Raw genomic sequence first — 16048 nt, 5'->3', positions numbered from 1 at the left:
GATGACCGGAGAGCGCGTCTGAGTACTCTGGCCGCGGGCCCGTCAGAGCGGCGCGTTCGGAAAGGCAGCCGTGATCGTCTGGCGACGCTGGATCTTCCCCCTCCTTCTCGTGATCGTGTTCGGGGCGTGCGCTGCGGCACTCGTCAAGATCGCCTTCTTCCCCGATCGCGCCGAGAGCATCGTCAGTCCGGAGGCGGGTATCACCGATCCGGTCGTGGCGGTGGAGCGGGGTTCGGTCGTCAACGCCCTGAGCCTGAGCGGGAACGTCGCGAGGGATGACAAGTACGGGGTGCGGAGCGAGCTGAACGGCACCGTCACGGCCGTCCACGTCGGCGAAGGAGCGACGGTCGCGGCGGGTCAGGCGCTCTTCACTGTTCGTCAGGAGGATCCCCGCGCGGACATCGACGTGCTCGCTCCGGAGAGCGGCGACGTGTCGGAGATCGCCCTCGTCAAGGGGCAGGCGGTGTCCGTCGGCACCGAGTCCTACACCCTCACCCCAGCGCGCTACCACCTACTCGCCACCGTGGAGCCCGTGCAGCTGTACCGCCTGGTGAATGCGCCGACCGAGGGCACCGTGACGATCGCCGGTGGCCCGGCTCCCTTCGTCTGCACGGGTGTGGGCGTGCAGGTGAGCGCCGAGGGCACGGCGAGCGTCCGCTGCGCCATCCCTGTTGACCAGACGGTCTTCGCCGGCCTCCCCGCGACCATGGATCTCGCCCTCGGCCAGGTCGAGGACGCGCTGGTCATCCCCGTGACAGCCGTGCAGGGCGGCGCCGGAACCGGGAACGTCTGGATCGACGCCGGGGACGGAGGAGAGCCGGAGGAACGTGCCGTGAAGCTGGGGGTCAACGACGGCGTCATGGTCGAGGTGACCGAGGGGCTGGAGGAGGGCGACAGCATCCGGCAGTTCGTGCCGGGCTTCGTGGCCCCTGTCGAGGAGTTCTGCTACGAGGTCTCGCCCGGTGTGGAGCAGTGCGACAGCGGGATGAACTGGTGACGCTGGTCGCTCTGCAGGACGTCGCGAAGAGCGTGCTGCTGGCCGACGACTCGCGACTCGAGATCCTGCGCGGCATCGACCTCGAGGTGAGCGCCGGCGACCACGTCTCGATCGTCGGGCGCTCCGGATCGGGCAAGTCCACGCTGCTCAACATCCTGGGCATGCTCGACGCGCCGACGTCCGGCACGGTCTCCTTCGAAGGGCGCGAAGTGCGCCGCATGCGCTCGGGACGGCTGGACCGCCTGCGCGGCGACAACGTCGGGTTCGTGTTCCAGCAGTTCAACCTGCTGCCGGGACGAACCGCGATCGACAACGTGATGATGCCGCTCGGTCACGCGAAGGGGCGGATGTTCTGGAACCGTCGGCAGATCGCCGCGGACATGCTGGAGCGGGTGGGTCTCGGGCATCGGGTCGACCAGGTCGCCGATCGGCTGTCGGGAGGCGAGCAGCAGCGCGTCGCGATCGCCCGCGCTCTGGTGCGCGGGCCCGTGCTGATCCTCGCCGACGAGCCCACCGGTGCACTCGACATCGACACCGGGGCATCCGTCATGTCGCTCCTCGACGAGGTGGCCACCGAGACGGACGCGGCTCTCGTCACGATCACGCATGACCTGCACGTCGCCGCACGTGCCCGGCGCCACTATCGGCTGGACGCGGGCACCCTCGCGCCGGCCGACCTCAGCCGAGCGTTCGAGGCGTCCACGCTCGCGGCGCCGGTGCCGGCTCCGCCGATCGGCCCGAGCGCGTGACCGGGTTCCTGGGCGCGCTCGCCGATGCCTGGGCGGAGATCCGCGTCCACAAGCTCCGCGTCCTGCTCAGCCTGATCGGCATCGCCGTCTCCGTCGGAGCCCTCACGGCGGTCGTCGCGATCTCCGAGTATCAGCGGCAGTACCAGGCCGAGCAGTCCGATCGGTGGGGAGGCCGCGCCGCGACCATCGTCGTCGGCGTCAGCAGCGAAGAGGGCGAGCCGGTCGACATCGGCGACTTCGACGAGCGCTTCGAGCGGGTGAGCGAGCGCTTCGCCTTCAGCCACACCGCGCGCATCGTGCAGGGGATGACCGTCGGGGTGCGGCTTCCCGAGGGCATCACCGACGTCAACGCGCGGCTGATGGATCCGGTCTACTCGCAGATCCATCGCGAGCAGCTCCTGGAGGGGCGCTGGCTGCGCGATTCCGACATCGAGGCGCTGGCGCCTGCCGTGGTCATCTCGGAGCCGCTGTGGGACCGCCTCAGGCGCGTGCCCCTCACCCAGCATCCGATCGTGACGCTGACCGGGGCCGGGGGCGGCACCTACCAGGTCGTCGGCGTGGTCCCGCGGCAGGGATTCGGCGACGAGGAGCTCCGCATCGATCTGCTCTACGACGGCTACCGCGATCGCGTGGACGCGCTGCCCGAGGGGGCCTGGTCTCAGTACGAGATCTGGGTCGGCCCGGAACAGGCGGACGAGATCGGTCCGGTGCTGGCGATGGACCTCCGGGCGGGCCTGCCCGAGGGGCAGACGGTCTCGGTGAGCAGGTCGGACTGGGCGGCTCAGCCGGGGACGATGGAGGTGCAGGCGACCTTCGAGATGGTGACGGGTGGCATCGCCGCACTGATCCTCGCCCTCGGCGCGCTGAGCCTCATCAACATCCAGCTCGTCGCGATGCGGCAGCGGGTGCGCGAGATCGGCGTCCGCCGTGCGTTCGGGGCGAGCTCCGGACGAGTGTTCTTCTCCGTGTTCCTGGAGAGCCTCGTCGCCACCACCGTCGCGGGAGCCATCGGGATCGCTATCGTCGTCGCGGTGCTCCGGTCGGACTGGCTCCTCACGTCGATGTTCGTCGGGATGCAGGACGTCCCGCCCTTCCCGATGCGGGCGGCGCTCATCGGCCTCGTCGCCTCGGTCATCGTCGGTGCGGTGTCCGGCTTCATCCCCGCGCTCGTCGCGCTGCGGGTGAAGGTGATCGACGCGATCCGCTTCTGACACACGAGCGGTCCGACGAAGGGGGAGTGGAACAATGGGAGGATGCCTGAGTTCGAGCACCGCGTCGCCGATCTGTCCCTCGCTGAAGCCGGCCGTCACCAGCTGCGACTCGCCGAGAACGAGATGCCGGGGCTCATGGCTCTCCGCACGGAGTTCGGCGCGGCGCAGCCGCTGAAGGGCGCGCGGATCGCCGGATCCCTGCACATGACCGTCCAGACGGCGGTGCTCATCGAGACGCTGGTCGCCTTGGGTGCAGAGGTGCGCTGGGCCAGTTGCAACATCTTCTCCACGCAGGACGAGGCCGCGGCCGCCGTGGTCGTCGGTCCGGAGGGGGCGGTCGACGCGCCCGCCGGTGTTCCGGTTTTCGCCTGGAAGGGCGAGACGCTCGAGGAGTACTGGGCGTGCACGGAGCGCATCTTCGACTGGTCAGCCGAGGGCTTCGACGGTCCCAACCTGATCCTCGACGACGGCGGCGACGCCACGCTGCTCGTGCACAAGGGCGCGGAGTTCGAGAAAGCAGGCGGCGTCCCCGAGACGGCGGCGGGCGCCGCGCACGAGTACACGATCATCCTCGACCTGCTGCGTCGTTCGCTCGTCTCCTCGCCCGACCGCTGGACGAAGGTCGCCGCCGGTCTCATCGGCGTCACCGAGGAGACCACGACGGGCGTGCACCGGCTGTACGAGCTCGCGGCCGCCAGCGGACTGCTCTTCCCGGCGATCAACGTCAACGACTCGGTGACCAAGAGCAAGTTCGACAACAAGTACGGCATCCGCCACTCCCTGCCCGACGGCCTGAACCGCGCGACCGACGTGCTCATCGGCGGGAAGGTCGCCTTCGTCTGCGGATACGGAGACGTCGGCAAGGGCGCGGCCGAGGCGCTGCGCGGACAGGGTGCGCGCGTCATCGTCAGCGAGGTCGATCCGATCTGTGCTCTGCAGGCCGCGATGGACGGCTTCCAGGTGGCGCGGTTGCTCGACGTGGCCGGCGAGGTCGACATCGTCGTGACCGGCACCGGGAACCGCGATGTGGTGACCACTGAGCACCTGCAGGCGCTGAAGCACCTGGCGATCGTCGCGAACGTCGGCCACTTCGACAACGAGATCGACATGGCAGGGCTCGAGGCGCTGCCCGGCGCGGAAAAGGTCGAGATCAAGCCGCAGGTGCACGAATGGCGGATGCCGAGCGGTCGCAGCGTGCTCGTCCTCAGCGAGGGGCGCCTGATGAACCTCGGCAACGCCACCGGGCACCCGTCGTTCGTGATGAGCGCGTCGTTCACGAATCAGGTGCTCGCCCAGCTCGAGCTGTTCACGAACATCGAGGCGTACCCGACCGGCGTCCACACGCTGCCGAAGGCGCTCGACGAGAAGGTCGCCCGCCTGCACCTCGATGCCCTGGGCGTGCAACTGACCACCCTGACCGAGGGGCAGGCCGCGTACATCGGGGTTCCCGTCGACGGCCCCTACAAGCTGGAGCACTACCGCTATTGAGCGGCCGCGGACGAGCTCTGCTCAGACCCCGACGCGACGACCGGTGAGCTTCTCGGCCCGTCGGTCGGAGTTCTCCAGCGCGCGGCGCTCACGTTCTCTGCGCAGCACCGTGATGCCGATCAGCACGGCCTCCGGGTGCGCGGGCGGCATCGGCGAGACGTACGGCATCGCCTCCGTGAGCAGGTCCTGCGCGACCCTGGCCCTGGCGGCGGGGACCATGCGAGGGGCGCTCTGCAGGAACTGGGAGATGCGTCGCGCGAGCCGGTCCGGAAGCCGTGCCACGTCAGCGATCTGCGCCCAGCCTCCGAGCTCGGGCGGCAGGATCGGGACGAGCGGCACGAGCCGCGGTGTGCGCACACGCTGGCTGTAGGTGCCGGCGACGAGGTCGCCCAGACGCTGCGACCGGGCGTTGAAGGCGCCGGTGAGCACCGCGATGCCCCCGAAGGTGCCGTAGATCTCCAGCACACCCAGCAGGGCGCGGATGAAAGCGTGGCGGAACCCCGCCGCGCCCCCGTCGACGCGGACGATGCGCCCGCCGACCGCGAGCTTGCCGAGGCTGCGGCCCTTCATCGCCACCTCCATGGTGATCGGCAGGACCACGAAGCTGACGACCAGCGCCGCGACCGTCGCGATGCGGTCCGTGGCGTCGTCGAGCACGCCGGCGTCGAGCAGCCAGATGCGCAGGAAGAGCCAGAGGATGAACACGGCGAAGCCGAGCACCATGTCGATCAGGGCGCCCAGGGCGCGGAGCAGGAAGCCGACCGGCTGCACATCGATGGCGACGGCTTCACCGGAGAGCACCTCGTCGGACGCATCGATCGGGACGGACATGAGTACAGTAAATCAGGTGGATGCCGATGCGCTGTCTGATGCACGCCGCGCCGAATGGGAGCGGCTGGACGAGCTCAGCCGTGCCCGCCTGGATGGGGCGGGCGTCGACGAGCTGATCGTCCGCTACCGCGCGGCATCCGCCGATCTCGCCGAGCTGAAGACCTCGGTGGGGGAGTCGCCTCAGGGGGCCTACCTCTCCACGATCCTGGTGCGTGCGCGGCTCCGCCTCACGGGCGCCTCCGACAGCATCCTCACGCAGACCGCGCGATTCTTCAGCCTGCAGCTTCCCGCGGCCCTCTACCGGCTGCGCTGGACGACGCTGATCATCGCGGTCTCGTTCATCGCGATCGGCGTCGGCACCGCGGCGTGGATCGCGAGCGATCCTGCGCTCATCGCGACCCTCGGTCCGCCCGACGCGCTCGAGCAGTACGCCGACGAGAGCTTCACCGGCTACTACACCGAGAATCCGGCAGCCGAGTTCATGGGGATGGTCTGGACGAACAACGCCTGGATCGCGATGCAGTGCGTGCTCTTCGGGGTGACCGGGATCTGGCCGATCGCGATGCTCGTGCAGAACGCGATGGGTCTCGGCGTGTCCGGAGCGGTGATGGCCGCGCACGACAAGGCCGACATCATGCTGCTCTACATCCTCCCGCACGGCATGCTCGAGCTGACCTGCATCTTCGTCGCGGCGGCCGCCGGACTGCACATCTTCTGGGCGTGGGTGGCGCCAGGAGCCCGCTCGCGCGGCGAGGCGCTCGCGGAAGAGGGCAGGTCGCTCGCGACGGTCGCTCTCGGGCTGGTGTTCGCGCTGTTCCTCGCGGGACTCGTCGAGGGCTTCGTCACCGGCTGGTCGCTGCCGTGGCCGGTGAAGATCGGCATCGGCGCGGCGGCGCTCGCCGTGTTCCTCATCTACATGATCGTGATCGGCGGCCGTGCCCACCGTCGAGGTGCGTCGGGCGACCTGGTCGAATACGAGGCCGGCACTCCGCGTCTCGTCGCCGGCTGATCCTGCTCCGACGGCTCAGAGTCGACCGGCGGCCTTGAGCTCGAGGTAGCGGTCCGCGATGCGTGGCGGGAGCTCTTCCGGGTCGGCGGCGATGGCCTCGCCCCCGGCTCGACGGATCGCGTCGGCGACGTTCTCCGCATCCCGGAGCGTGCGCTCGGCTGCGGCGGCGAGATAGATCTCCTCGCGCGAGCCGCGCCGACGGGCGAGATCCGCGATGTCGTCATCCGTGACGGATCCGACCAGCACCGTCGTCGCCCGGGAGGCGTTCGGGAAGGCGCCGAGGAAGGCCCTGGCCGACTCCGCGGCATCCTGTGCCGTGAGGACCACGATGAGCGAGGGGCGGGTCGTGAGCGTGCGGACCGCGGCGAAGGCGCCGTGCCAGTCGGTGTCGACCAGGCGCGCGTGAACCGGGGCCATCGCATCGGTCATCGCCGGGAGGAGCGCCGTGCCGTCGACACCCGTGACCCGGCCGCGCACCACGCGGTCGTACATTAGCAGGTGCACGTGGTCGCCGGCGCGCGAGGCGAGAGCGGCGAGCAGGAGGGCCGCCTCGAGCGAGGCGTCGACGCGGGTCCCGTCGCCCACCCGAGCGGCCGCCGTACGTCCGGTGTCGATGATGATGACGACATGACGGTCGCGCTCGGGGCGCCAGGTGCGCAGCATCGTCGTTCCGGCGCGCGCGGTGGCACGCCAGTCGATCGAGCGCACGTCGTCGCCGCGTACGTACTCGCGCAGGGAGTCGAACTCCGTGCCCTGGCCGCGGACCTGGATGCTCGTGTTCCCATCGAGCTCGCGCAGCCTGGCCAGCCGCGAGGGGAGATGCTTGCGCGAGGAGAACGCGGGCAGCACGCGGATCGCTCCGCGCACCCGGTGCCGCGCCTGCCGACCGGCGAGACCGAGCGGACCGCGCGAGCGGATCATGACGAACTCGCTCACCAGCTCGCCGCGACGGCGGGGGAGCAGCGGGATCGCGACCCGCGCGCGTTCGCCGGGAGGGATGCTCAGCTGCTGTCGAGCGGGTGATGCGCCGGCGGTCGGCTGCCAGGCATCGCGGATCACCGCGTGCAGCACGCGGTCACCGTGATTCTGCAGGGCGACACTCACCGGCACCGGCTCGCCGATCCGGGTGCGCTTCGGCAGGCGGCGTGTCACCGTCACGCGGCGCGGGCTGGCCGCGAGGGCGATGTCGATCCCGCTCAGCAGCACGCACAGGGCGATCCATCCGCCGAACACCGCGTACGCCGGATAGCCCGCGAGTCCTGCGAGGACGAGCGGGATCACGCCCACGGCGAGGGCGAGGGCGAGGCGGCCGGTGACGAACACCTAGATCGGCACCCTGGTCTGCTGCACGACGGAGGTGAGCACGGCATCCGCCGACACGCCCTCCATCTGAGCGTCGGGCCGAAGCTGCAGGCGATGGCGCCACACCGGCACCAGCATGGTCTGGACGTGGTCGGGGGTCACGGCGGAGGAGGCGTTGAGCCACGCCCAGGCCTTCGCGGCGGCCAGCAGACCCGTCGATGCACGCGGACTCGCGCCGAGCTCGACGGACGGGGACTGGCGCGTCGCCCTGGCGAGATCGACGACATAGCCGAGGACGTCGTCGGTGACCTCGACGCGCCCCGACGCGGCCTGCGCCGCGCGGATCTCGTCGGCCGTCACGACGGCCTCGACGCCGGTCAGGTCACGGGGGGAGAAGCCTTCTGCGTGCCGGCGCAGCACCGAGACCTCGGCGTCGCGCTCCGGCATGCCGACCACGAGCTTCATGAGGAAACGGTCGAGCTGTGCCTCGGGCAGAGAGTAGGTCCCCTCGTGTTCGATCGGGTTCTGCGTCGCCGCGACGAGGAACGGATCCGGGAGCGGCCGGCTGACGCCGTCGGCCGAGACCTGGCGCTCCTCCATCGCCTCGAGCAGCGCGGCCTGCGTCTTCGGGGGCGTGCGGTTGATCTCGTCGGCGAGCAGGATGTTCGTGAACACGGGCCCCGCGCGGAAGTCGAACTCGCCGGTGCGCGCGTCGTACACGAGGGACCCGGTGACGTCGCCGGGCATGAGGTCCGGTGTGAACTGCACGCGCTTGGTGTCGAGGCCGAGCGCCCGTGCGAACGAGCGGACCACCAGGGTCTTCGCCACGCCGGGCACGCCTTCGAGGAGCACGTGTCCGCGGGCGAGCAGCGAGACGAGCAGCCCCGTCACGGTGCCGGCCTGACCGACGACGGCCTTGTCGACCTCGGTGCGCACGCGGTGCATGGCCTGACGCAGCGCGGCGTCGTCGGCGGGATGGTTGTCAACGGTCACGTGGTGTCCTCGGCTTCCGTGGGGATGGATGGACGGCGGTTCGGATGCGGATCACGGCTCGCCCCTGGTGGTATGCGTGCTCGCCTCGACGGCGGCCTCGAGCTCGTCGAGGCGACGTGCGAGCTCGACCAGGGCGGCGTCGTCTGCGGGAAGCGGGCCTGCCAGCAGCGCCTGCAGCGTGCCTCGGGGGATCCGGAGGCGGTCGGATGCCGCATCCGCGACCTCGTCCGCACCGGCGTGCACCGCGAGGCCGAGCCGGCGCGCGAGTCGACGCTGTGCACCGTCGCGGAGCGCCTCGCCCGCATGCGGCGCATCTCCGGCCTTCGCCGTGAGCCGCGCCCGTCCATGCATGGTCTCGGAGGCGCGCACGGTCACCGGAAGCGTCTCGGCGACGAGCGGGCCGAAGCGCTGACCGCGCCAGACCGCTGCGGCGATCCCGGCCGTGAAGAGCAGGAGGATGACGGGGGTGACCCACGGCGGCGTGAGGCTTCCCAGCGTGTCGGGCGACTGACCCTCGATATCGGTGTCGCTGAACGACGGCACGTACCAGACGACGCGCTCGGTCTGACCGAGGAGCGCGAGAGCGAGGGCGGCGTTGCCGTTCTCGGCGAGGTAGGCGTTGCTGAAGAGCTTCGTGCCCTCCACGACGAGCACGTCGCGGTCCGCGCCGTCGTCGACGAGGACCGCGGCGCCGTCGGCATCGCCGAAGCAGCCTTCGACCCCGTCTGCGGGAGAGAAGAACCGGTCGGCGCGGATCGTGCCGACCTCGGCGAACTCCGGGACGTCGCAGCCCGCGTCGGTGGGCGCGGAGCTTCCCGGCGCGTTCTCGCCGATGTCGAGCACGTTCAGCAGGTGCGTGCCCGACGACAGGAAGACGATCCGGTCGGCGGGTTCCAGCAGCTCGGTGAGGGCGTCGTCGCTGAGGGTGTACGGATTCGTCATGACCAGCGTCGTGTCGTCGCCGACAGCCGCTCGTGCCTCGGTGCGGGAGCGGACGACCGAGACCTCCACGCCCTGGTCGCGCAGGATCTCGGCGAGGGCGAGGGCGCCGGAGTCGTCACGGCCCTCCGGATCGAGCGTGCCGCGGGCCCCGGGGCCGCTCGCGCTCACACGGAGCGCGACGAACGCGACGAGCAGCACGAGCGCCACGACGATCAGCCATCCCACGATCGTTCGCACGCGCCGCGGTCGGGTCTCGGCGGTGGAGGTCCCCGTCGCCGCCTGATCCACAGCCGTCACGCGGGCACCGCCTCGAGGCGCCGCGTCCGCAGCCGCTCATCGGTGGCCGCGAGGTCGCGGTAGCTCTCCTCGGTCGCCGGATGCCGCAGGTAGCGGACGTCGTCGAAGGACACGGCGGCGCGGCGCATGGCAGCGGCCTCGTCAGCGAACACCGCGCTGGCCTCCCGGGCGATCGACTGCGCCGTGGCGCCGGGAGCCGGATCGATGAGGTCGCGTTCCAGAAGTCCGCGCGCGATGGCGCGGTAGCGGAGGACGGTCGCGGTGTCCCAGTCGCCGCCGCGCGCGCTGCGCTCGGCATCCGCGCGGAGCTGCGCGGCGCTGCGGTCGTCCTGCTCGCCGAGGAGGTCGGCCCGTGCCCGCCGCACGGCTCGAGAGCTGCGCGGGCGACCCCAGATGATGAGCGCCGTGATGAGCGCCGCGACGATGACGGCGCTCACGATGATGAGCGCCCAGGGGCCGACGTTGGCGCCGTTGTCCGAGGTGAAGAGGTCGGCGATGAACCGGCCGATGTCGCGGGCGACGAGATCGAACCAGGTCGGCTTCGCGTCGGCGTAGCGGGGATCGGAGAGCTCCTCCTCGGCCCAGCGCCGCGCCTCGTCCCCGTCGGGGACGAACAGATCGTCGAACGGTCGGATCATGCCGTGCCGTCACCGCTGCCCGGAGCGGCCCAGCCGCCGTCGGCCGGCGATGCCCACGGGCTGTCGGTTGGCGGGGCGGGCATCGTGGGCGGAGCTGCAGGTGCAGGAGGCGCGGGAGGCGGCGGCGCGAAGGATGCCGGGGGCGCTCCGGCAGGCTGCTGCGGTGGGTACGGCTGTCCTGCATAGGGAGGAACGCCGGACGGCGGCGCGTACGGCTGCGGGTACGGCTGCGGCGCGTAGCCCTGCGGCGGCGCAGGCTGGACCCCGTACGGCGGGTAGCCGTAGCCCTGGGTCATCATGACGTGCTCCGGCACCTGTCGCGGAGGGGGTGCGCTGGTGACGGCGCGCGACGGATCGACGGCGAACGGGTCGCCGAGCTGCTCCTCGGTCCAGCCGAGTTCGCGGCGCTCCACGTGCGCGATGAGCGTCTGATCGAGTCCTTCGTAGCGCATCCGGCAGTCGAGGTAGACGAGCGCCGATCCCGTGCTCTGCACGACCAGCGTGATGGCCTGGAGGACGAGCAGCAGGATCTGCGGTGCGATGAGGGTGAGGACGAAGCCGATGACGGCGCTCGGCTCGGCCGCGCCGGTCGGAGCGACCACGGTTCCGAGGAGCGAGCTGAGCATCGCCACGGGGAAGCTCACCACCTGCATCGCCAGTCCCATGATGAGGCTGATGAGGAAGGTGACCCCGAAGGCGACCCAGAACCGGCCGCGGGTCAGGCGCCAGGAGCGCACGAGCGCCTCGCGGAAGCGCGCCCCCTCGAGCACGAGGATCGAGGGCACCAGCAGGAGCTTGGTGGTCAGCCACACGGTCAGCGGGATCGAAGCCAGGCCGATGAGCACCACCACCAGCACGACGACCCCGATGAGCTCGACGCTCCCGCCGAGCCCGCCCGCGACGAAGGCCCCGATGATCAGGGCCACGATCGCGAACAATCCGAACACCGCGATCACCGACAGGGAGGCGAAGCCGGCGAGCCGCCAGAACGACGGGGCCATCTTGCGCCACAGCATCCCGAGTGTCGCCTTCACGCCGATCGACGCGTAGCCGATCTCGGCGGCGACGACGCCCTGCATCATCGCCGTGAACGCGATCGAGGTCAGACCGACGGCGAGCCCGGCGATGATGTTGATCGCGATCGTCCCGGCGAGCACCGCCTCGAAGTCGGGGGAGGAGGGCGACACGGTCTCCAGGCGGGAGAACGTGGTGAAGAGCACCACGCCCATCACGCCGGCCGTCGCGATCACGACGACGAGCTGGATGACGACGGCGAAGCCGAAGAGCACCTTCGGGTTGTGCCGGAGGGCCGCGAAGGCCTTCCCCAGCAGCATGCCGAAGGTCAGCGGATGAAGAGGGATGACGCCCTTCTTCGGGGCAGGGGTCCACGTCGCACCACTCACAGCTCTCCCTCCATCGAGCGCTCCCATCGTGTCATATCCGTGTACGTGGCGCGCAGACCTGGGGGCGGTGGGACTCGGTGCCATAAGGTAACAGTTATGACCTCACGCATTCTTGTGGTCGACGACGACACCGCGCTCGCCGAGATGATCGGCATCGTGCTGCGCACGGAGGGTTTCGAGCCGGTGTTCTGCGCCGACGGGGCCCGTGCGGTCGACGAGTGGCGCACGCAGCGGCCGGACCTGGTTCTGCTCGACCTCATGCTTCCCGGCATGGACGGCATCGAGATCTGCACTCGCATCCGCGCGGAGTCCGGCGTCCCCATCCTCATGCTCACGGCACGCAGCGACACCGCGGATGTCGTCCGCGGCCTCGAGGTCGGCGCGGACGACTACATGGTGAAGCCCTTCAACCCGAAGGAGCTGGTCGCCCGCATCCGCACCCGCCTCCGTCCGACGCCGCAGACCACCAGCGAGCAGCTGAAGGTCGGCGACCTCACGGTCGACGTCGACGCGCACGAGGTGCGTCGGGGCACGACGCCCATCGCGCTCACGCCGCTGGAGTTCCAGCTCCTGGTGGCGCTCGCGTCGAAGCCGCAGCAGGTGTTCTCCCGCGAGATGCTGCTCGAACAGGTCTGGGGCTACCACTACAAGGCGGACACCCGGCTCGTGAACGTGCACGTCCAGCGCCTTCGCGCCAAGGTGGAGCTCGACCCCGACAACCCCAAGATCGTCATGACGGTGCGTGGCGTCGGCTATCGCGCCGGGAGCGTCGGCTAGGCGCAGGATGGACGCGACGACCGCGACCACGACGGCCGTCGCTGTGATCCGCGACTGGCGCGGATGGCCGACCGTGCTCTCCGCGCTCTGGCGTCGTTCGCTGCGTTTCCGCACGCTCACGATCACGCTGCTCGCGACCTCGCTGGCGATCTTCATCACCTGCGTCACGATGGCTCTCGTGATCCAGAACGACCTCTTCGTCTCGCGCAAGAACGTCGCTCTCGAGGACGCCCGCCGGGCCGTGGATCAGGCGCAGGACATCCTCGACGTCGCCGAGGTGAGCGACGATCCCGCCGCTCTCGCGGACCTGTGGAGCAGCATCCAGGCGAACCTGGCACGCACCTCGAGCACGGATCTGCTCGCCGGGTTCCGGATCGAATCCGAAGCGGACGGCGTGCGACTGAACGGCTTCACCGCGGGACTGAGCGCGAATCGACTGAGCCCGGAGCTGCAGGCGCGCGTGGAGGCGTCCGACGACTGGCAGACGTGGCAGTCCGTGGCCCTGCCGGTGGCCGACGGCGGCGAGGTGCCGGGGATCGTCGTCGGGCAGCAGCTGAACGTGCCGGAAGCCGGACCGTTCGCGATCTACTTCGCCTACGACCTGCAGGACGCCAACCAGACGCTCGTGTTCGTGCAACGGACCCTCTGGATCGCGGGGATCGGGCTGGTCGCGATCGTCGCGGCGATCTCCTGGATCGTGCTCCGGGCGGTGGCGACGCCGATCGTGCAGGCCGCGGAGACGAGCGCGCGTCTCGCGGCGGGCGACCTCGGAGTGCGACTCGAAGTGCACGGTGAGGACGAGCTGGCCACCCTCGGGCGGTCGTTCAACGCCATGGCCGACAGCATCGAGGCGCAGATCAAGGAGCTCGGGGAACTGTCGATGGTGCAGCAGCGCTTCGTGTCGGATGTGTCGCACGAGCTGCGGACGCCGCTGACGACGATCCGTCTCGCGGCGGACATGCTGAACGACCAGCGCGAGGAGTTCGACCCGACGACCTCTCGGACCACCGAGCTGCTGCACACGCAGGTGCAGCGGTTCGAGACCCTGCTCTCCGATCTCCTCGAGATCAGCCGCTACGACGCGGGCTCGGTGCAGCTCGAGCTGGAGGCGACGAGCCTCGCGCACCTCGCCGAGGACATCATCGACCAGATGCATCCGCTCGCCGACGGGCGCGGATCCGAGCTGAGACTCGTCGCTCCCGGCGGCTACTCGCCGGTGGACATGGACCCGCGCCGCGTCCGCCGCGTCCTCCGCAATCTCATCGGCAACGCGATCGAGCACGGCGAGGGCCGACCGATCGTGGTCACCGTCGACAGCAACCAGCACGCGGTCGCGGCCGGCGTGCGCGACTTCGGACTCGGAATGGAGCCCGCCGACGCCGAACGCGTCTTCGATCGCTTCTGGCGAGCCGACCCCTCGCGTCAGCGCACCATCGGAGGGACGGGCCTCGGTCTGTCCATCGCGCTGGGCGATGCGACCCTGCATGGCGGGACGCTCGCCGTGTGGTCGGAGCTCGGGGTCGGCACGAACTTCGTCCTCACCATCCCGCGGCACGGCGCCGCGCTGGAAGGTCCGAGCCCGATCCCGATAGAACCCCAGGAGCCGCTCGCGGAACTCGGCGATGCGACGCAGCCCATCTCCTGGGCGGAGCTTCCCGGGCTGTTGAAGGAGCCGGACGATCATGAGTGAGCGCAGAGCGACACGGATGCTGCGCGGCGTCGCGCTGCTCGTCGCCGCCCTCCTGCTGCCCGCCTGCGCGGGGCTTCCGACAAGTGGCGACGTCGCGGTCGGCCTCGTGCTCGGCGAATCGGCCGCGGATGTCGACTTCCTCCCGGTGGCGTCGGGCCCGATCCAGGGCGCGGGTCCTCAGGAGATCGTGGAAGGGTTCCTCGAGGCCGGGATCACGACATCCGACAACTGGGCGACGGCTCGGGAGTTCCTCGCGCCGTCGTTGCAGCGCTCATGGCGGCCGGCGGCGGGCGTGTCGATCGACGTCGGCACCGAGACGCGCGTCCTGACCTCCTCCGTCCCCGCGGATGCCGTCGACGAGGCCGAGAGCGCCGACGTGCAGGTCCGCCTCGACCTCGTCGCGATCGTCGACGAGGCCGGCGCGTACGCCGAGGCTCCCGGCTCGTCGCCGACCATGTTCGCCCTGGAACGCATGGATGACGGGGAGTGGCGCATCACGCAGGCGCCCGACGGCATCGTGATCGACGAACCCCGGTTCTCGAACGTGTTCGATGGGTATCCGCTGCAGTACTTCGACGGCGCCTGGTCCCGGCTGGTTCCCGATGTGCGCTGGTTCCCGCGACGGCAGAGCCCCGCGACGACGGTCACGCAGGCGCTCATCGACGGATCGCCGAGCCCCTGGCTCGGTCCTGCGGTGCAGACCGCCTTCCCCGCCGATGTGCAGCTGGCCCAGGACGCGGTGCTGATCACCGACCAGGTCGCCGAGGTGGCCCTGACGCGGTCCGCCGTGGGGCTCGATCAGGTGACGCTCTCGCGCATGCGCACTCAACTGCAGGAGACCCTGAAGGCCGCCGGCGTCTCCGTGTCGCAGGTGCGCTTCGCCGTCGACGGCCGGACCCTGGAGGCGGGGGTCGTCGAACTCGTCGACATGCCGGCGGATGTCGGCACCCTCGTCCTCCAGGACGGAGTGTTCGGACGGATCGTCGGGGACGAGGTCACCGCCGTTCCCGGGATCTCGCAGGGCATCGTGGCGATCGACCAGCCCATCGCGTCGATCGACGTGGCGGTCGACGACTCGCACGCGGCCGTGCAGCTCGCCGACGGTCACGTGTATCTGGTCAGCGAAGGGAGCATCGACGAGCTCGACTCGCGCCCTGGCCTGATCGAGCCCTCGCTGGACCCGTACGGCTATACCTGGACGGTCCCGGCCGGCGAACCCGGGGCGGTGAAGGCATGGGGGAGCGACGTCGTCGAGCATCCCGTGGCGAACGCCTGGCCGAACGCCTCGGCCATCTCGGACCTGCGTGTCTCGTCCGACGGTGCCAGAGTCGCTGCCGTGGTCACGGTCGGCCAGCAGCGCTGGGTCGTGGTCGCCGCGGTGGTACGAGATCCTTCGGGCGTCCCGATCGAACTCGGCGACGTGAAGCAGATCACGCTGATCTCGGCGCCGGCGACGGGGCTGGCATGGCTCGGCACGGAGCGTCTGGCGGTCCTCGTCGACCCGCAGGGGCCACAGGTCCTCACCCAGATGGTGGGTGGCCCGGGGGCCGTGGAGGCCGCTCCCGAGGGCGCGGTGTCGATCGCGGGCGCACGCACCGTCGGCGGCCTGAGGGTCGTCGGAGTCGGCGGTCAGCTGTTCGCGCACGCGGGTTCGACCTGGCGGGAGATCGCGACCGGGATCACGGTGCTCGCGACGCGCGCCGGCGAGTGAACCGCGTCTC

The 16048-nt window shown here is 70.5% G+C and carries 14 protein-coding genes; 8 read left to right on the top strand and 6 right to left on the bottom strand.

The genetic code is table 11. The features are described from left to right. The first annotated feature begins 70 nt into the window (after window positions 1-70). From ABD648_RS04805 to ahcY, 4 genes are read left to right on the top strand one after another with little or no spacing between them, the layout of a single operon-like run. Window positions 71-997, top strand: coding sequence for an efflux RND transporter periplasmic adaptor subunit (locus ABD648_RS04805; protein WP_282213841.1), 927 nt, complete (start codon window positions 71-73; stop codon window positions 995-997). Then, a complete protein-coding gene (locus ABD648_RS04800) occupies window positions 994-1746 on the top strand; it encodes an ABC transporter ATP-binding protein (RefSeq protein ID WP_282213840.1) in 753 nt (250 codons plus the stop codon). The genes ABD648_RS04805 and ABD648_RS04800 overlap by 4 nt, the downstream gene beginning before the upstream one ends. Next, the gene (locus tag ABD648_RS04795; protein WP_282213839.1) at window positions 1743-2957 is read left to right on the top strand and encodes an ABC transporter permease; all 1215 of its coding nucleotides are present in this window, start codon (window positions 1743-1745) and stop codon (window positions 2955-2957) included. Before ABD648_RS04800 ends, ABD648_RS04795 begins: the two co-directional genes overlap by 4 nt. Before the next feature lie 42 nt (window positions 2958-2999). Further along, window positions 3000-4445 carry an adenosylhomocysteinase gene (gene ahcY / locus ABD648_RS04790; protein ID WP_282213838.1) on the top strand — a complete coding sequence of 482 codons (1446 nt, stop codon included), beginning with the start codon at window positions 3000-3002 and terminating at the stop codon, window positions 4443-4445. A 21-nt stretch (window positions 4446-4466) separates the two neighbouring features. Here ahcY and ABD648_RS04785 read toward each other — a convergent pair whose 3' ends face one another. Next, the gene (locus ABD648_RS04785; protein ID WP_282213837.1) at window positions 4467-5276 is read right to left on the bottom strand and encodes an RDD family protein; all 810 of its coding nucleotides are present in this window, start codon (window positions 5274-5276) and stop codon (window positions 4467-4469) included. Between the two features lie 16 nt (window positions 5277-5292). Here ABD648_RS04785 and ABD648_RS04780 point away from each other — a divergent pair, with 16 nt between their 5' ends. Continuing rightward, window positions 5293-6285: a stage II sporulation protein M gene (locus ABD648_RS04780; RefSeq protein WP_282213836.1), complete on the top strand. Its 993-nt coding sequence runs from the start codon at window positions 5293-5295 to the stop codon at window positions 6283-6285. A gap of 15 nt (window positions 6286-6300) precedes the next feature. Here the strand turns inward: ABD648_RS04780 and ABD648_RS04775 are convergent, their stop codons facing one another. The 5 genes from ABD648_RS04775 to ABD648_RS04755 form a co-directional block, all read right to left on the bottom strand. Continuing rightward, on the bottom strand, window positions 6301-7608 hold the full coding sequence (locus ABD648_RS04775; protein WP_282213835.1) for a DUF58 domain-containing protein: 1308 nt from the start codon (window positions 7606-7608) through the stop codon (window positions 6301-6303). Next, on the bottom strand, window positions 7609-8532 hold the full coding sequence (locus ABD648_RS04770) for an AAA family ATPase (protein ID WP_282217503.1): 924 nt from the start codon (window positions 8530-8532) through the stop codon (window positions 7609-7611). Between the two features lie 99 nt (window positions 8533-8631). Next, window positions 8632-9819, bottom strand: a complete 1188-nt coding sequence (locus ABD648_RS04765) for a DUF4350 domain-containing protein (RefSeq protein ID WP_282213834.1) — start codon at window positions 9817-9819, stop codon at window positions 8632-8634. After that, a complete protein-coding gene (locus tag ABD648_RS04760) occupies window positions 9816-10457 on the bottom strand; it encodes a DUF4129 domain-containing protein (protein WP_282213833.1) in 642 nt (213 codons plus the stop codon). Before ABD648_RS04760 ends, ABD648_RS04765 begins: the two co-directional genes overlap by 4 nt. Beyond that, window positions 10454-11860 carry a glycerophosphoryl diester phosphodiesterase membrane domain-containing protein gene (locus tag ABD648_RS04755; RefSeq protein WP_282213832.1) on the bottom strand — a complete coding sequence of 469 codons (1407 nt, stop codon included), beginning with the start codon at window positions 11858-11860 and terminating at the stop codon, window positions 10454-10456. The genes ABD648_RS04760 and ABD648_RS04755 overlap by 4 nt, the downstream gene beginning before the upstream one ends. 96 nt (window positions 11861-11956) lie before the next feature. On the opposite strand from ABD648_RS04755, the gene mtrA reads away from it, so the two are divergent. The 3 genes from mtrA to ABD648_RS04740 are packed head-to-tail and all read left to right on the top strand — an operon-like array spanning window position 11957 to window position 16038. Continuing rightward, window positions 11957-12637, top strand: a complete 681-nt coding sequence (gene mtrA / locus ABD648_RS04750; protein WP_223625855.1) for an MtrAB system response regulator MtrA — start codon at window positions 11957-11959, stop codon at window positions 12635-12637. A 7-nt stretch (window positions 12638-12644) separates the two neighbouring features. Continuing rightward, a complete protein-coding gene (gene mtrB, locus ABD648_RS04745) occupies window positions 12645-14327 on the top strand; it encodes an MtrAB system histidine kinase MtrB (RefSeq protein WP_282213831.1) in 1683 nt (560 codons plus the stop codon). Continuing rightward, window positions 14320-16038 carry an LpqB family beta-propeller domain-containing protein gene (locus ABD648_RS04740; RefSeq protein ID WP_282213830.1) on the top strand — a complete coding sequence of 573 codons (1719 nt, stop codon included), beginning with the start codon at window positions 14320-14322 and terminating at the stop codon, window positions 16036-16038. Before mtrB ends, ABD648_RS04740 begins: the two co-directional genes overlap by 8 nt. Window positions 16039-16048 lie beyond the last annotated feature (10 nt).

The sequence above is a fragment of the Microbacterium luteolum genome (assembly GCF_039533965.1).
GTDB classification, from domain to species: Bacteria; Actinomycetota; Actinomycetes; order Actinomycetales; family Microbacteriaceae; genus Microbacterium; species Microbacterium luteolum.
Note: the sequence above shows the minus strand (reverse complement) of the source record. Positions and strands in the feature narration are given on the sequence as shown.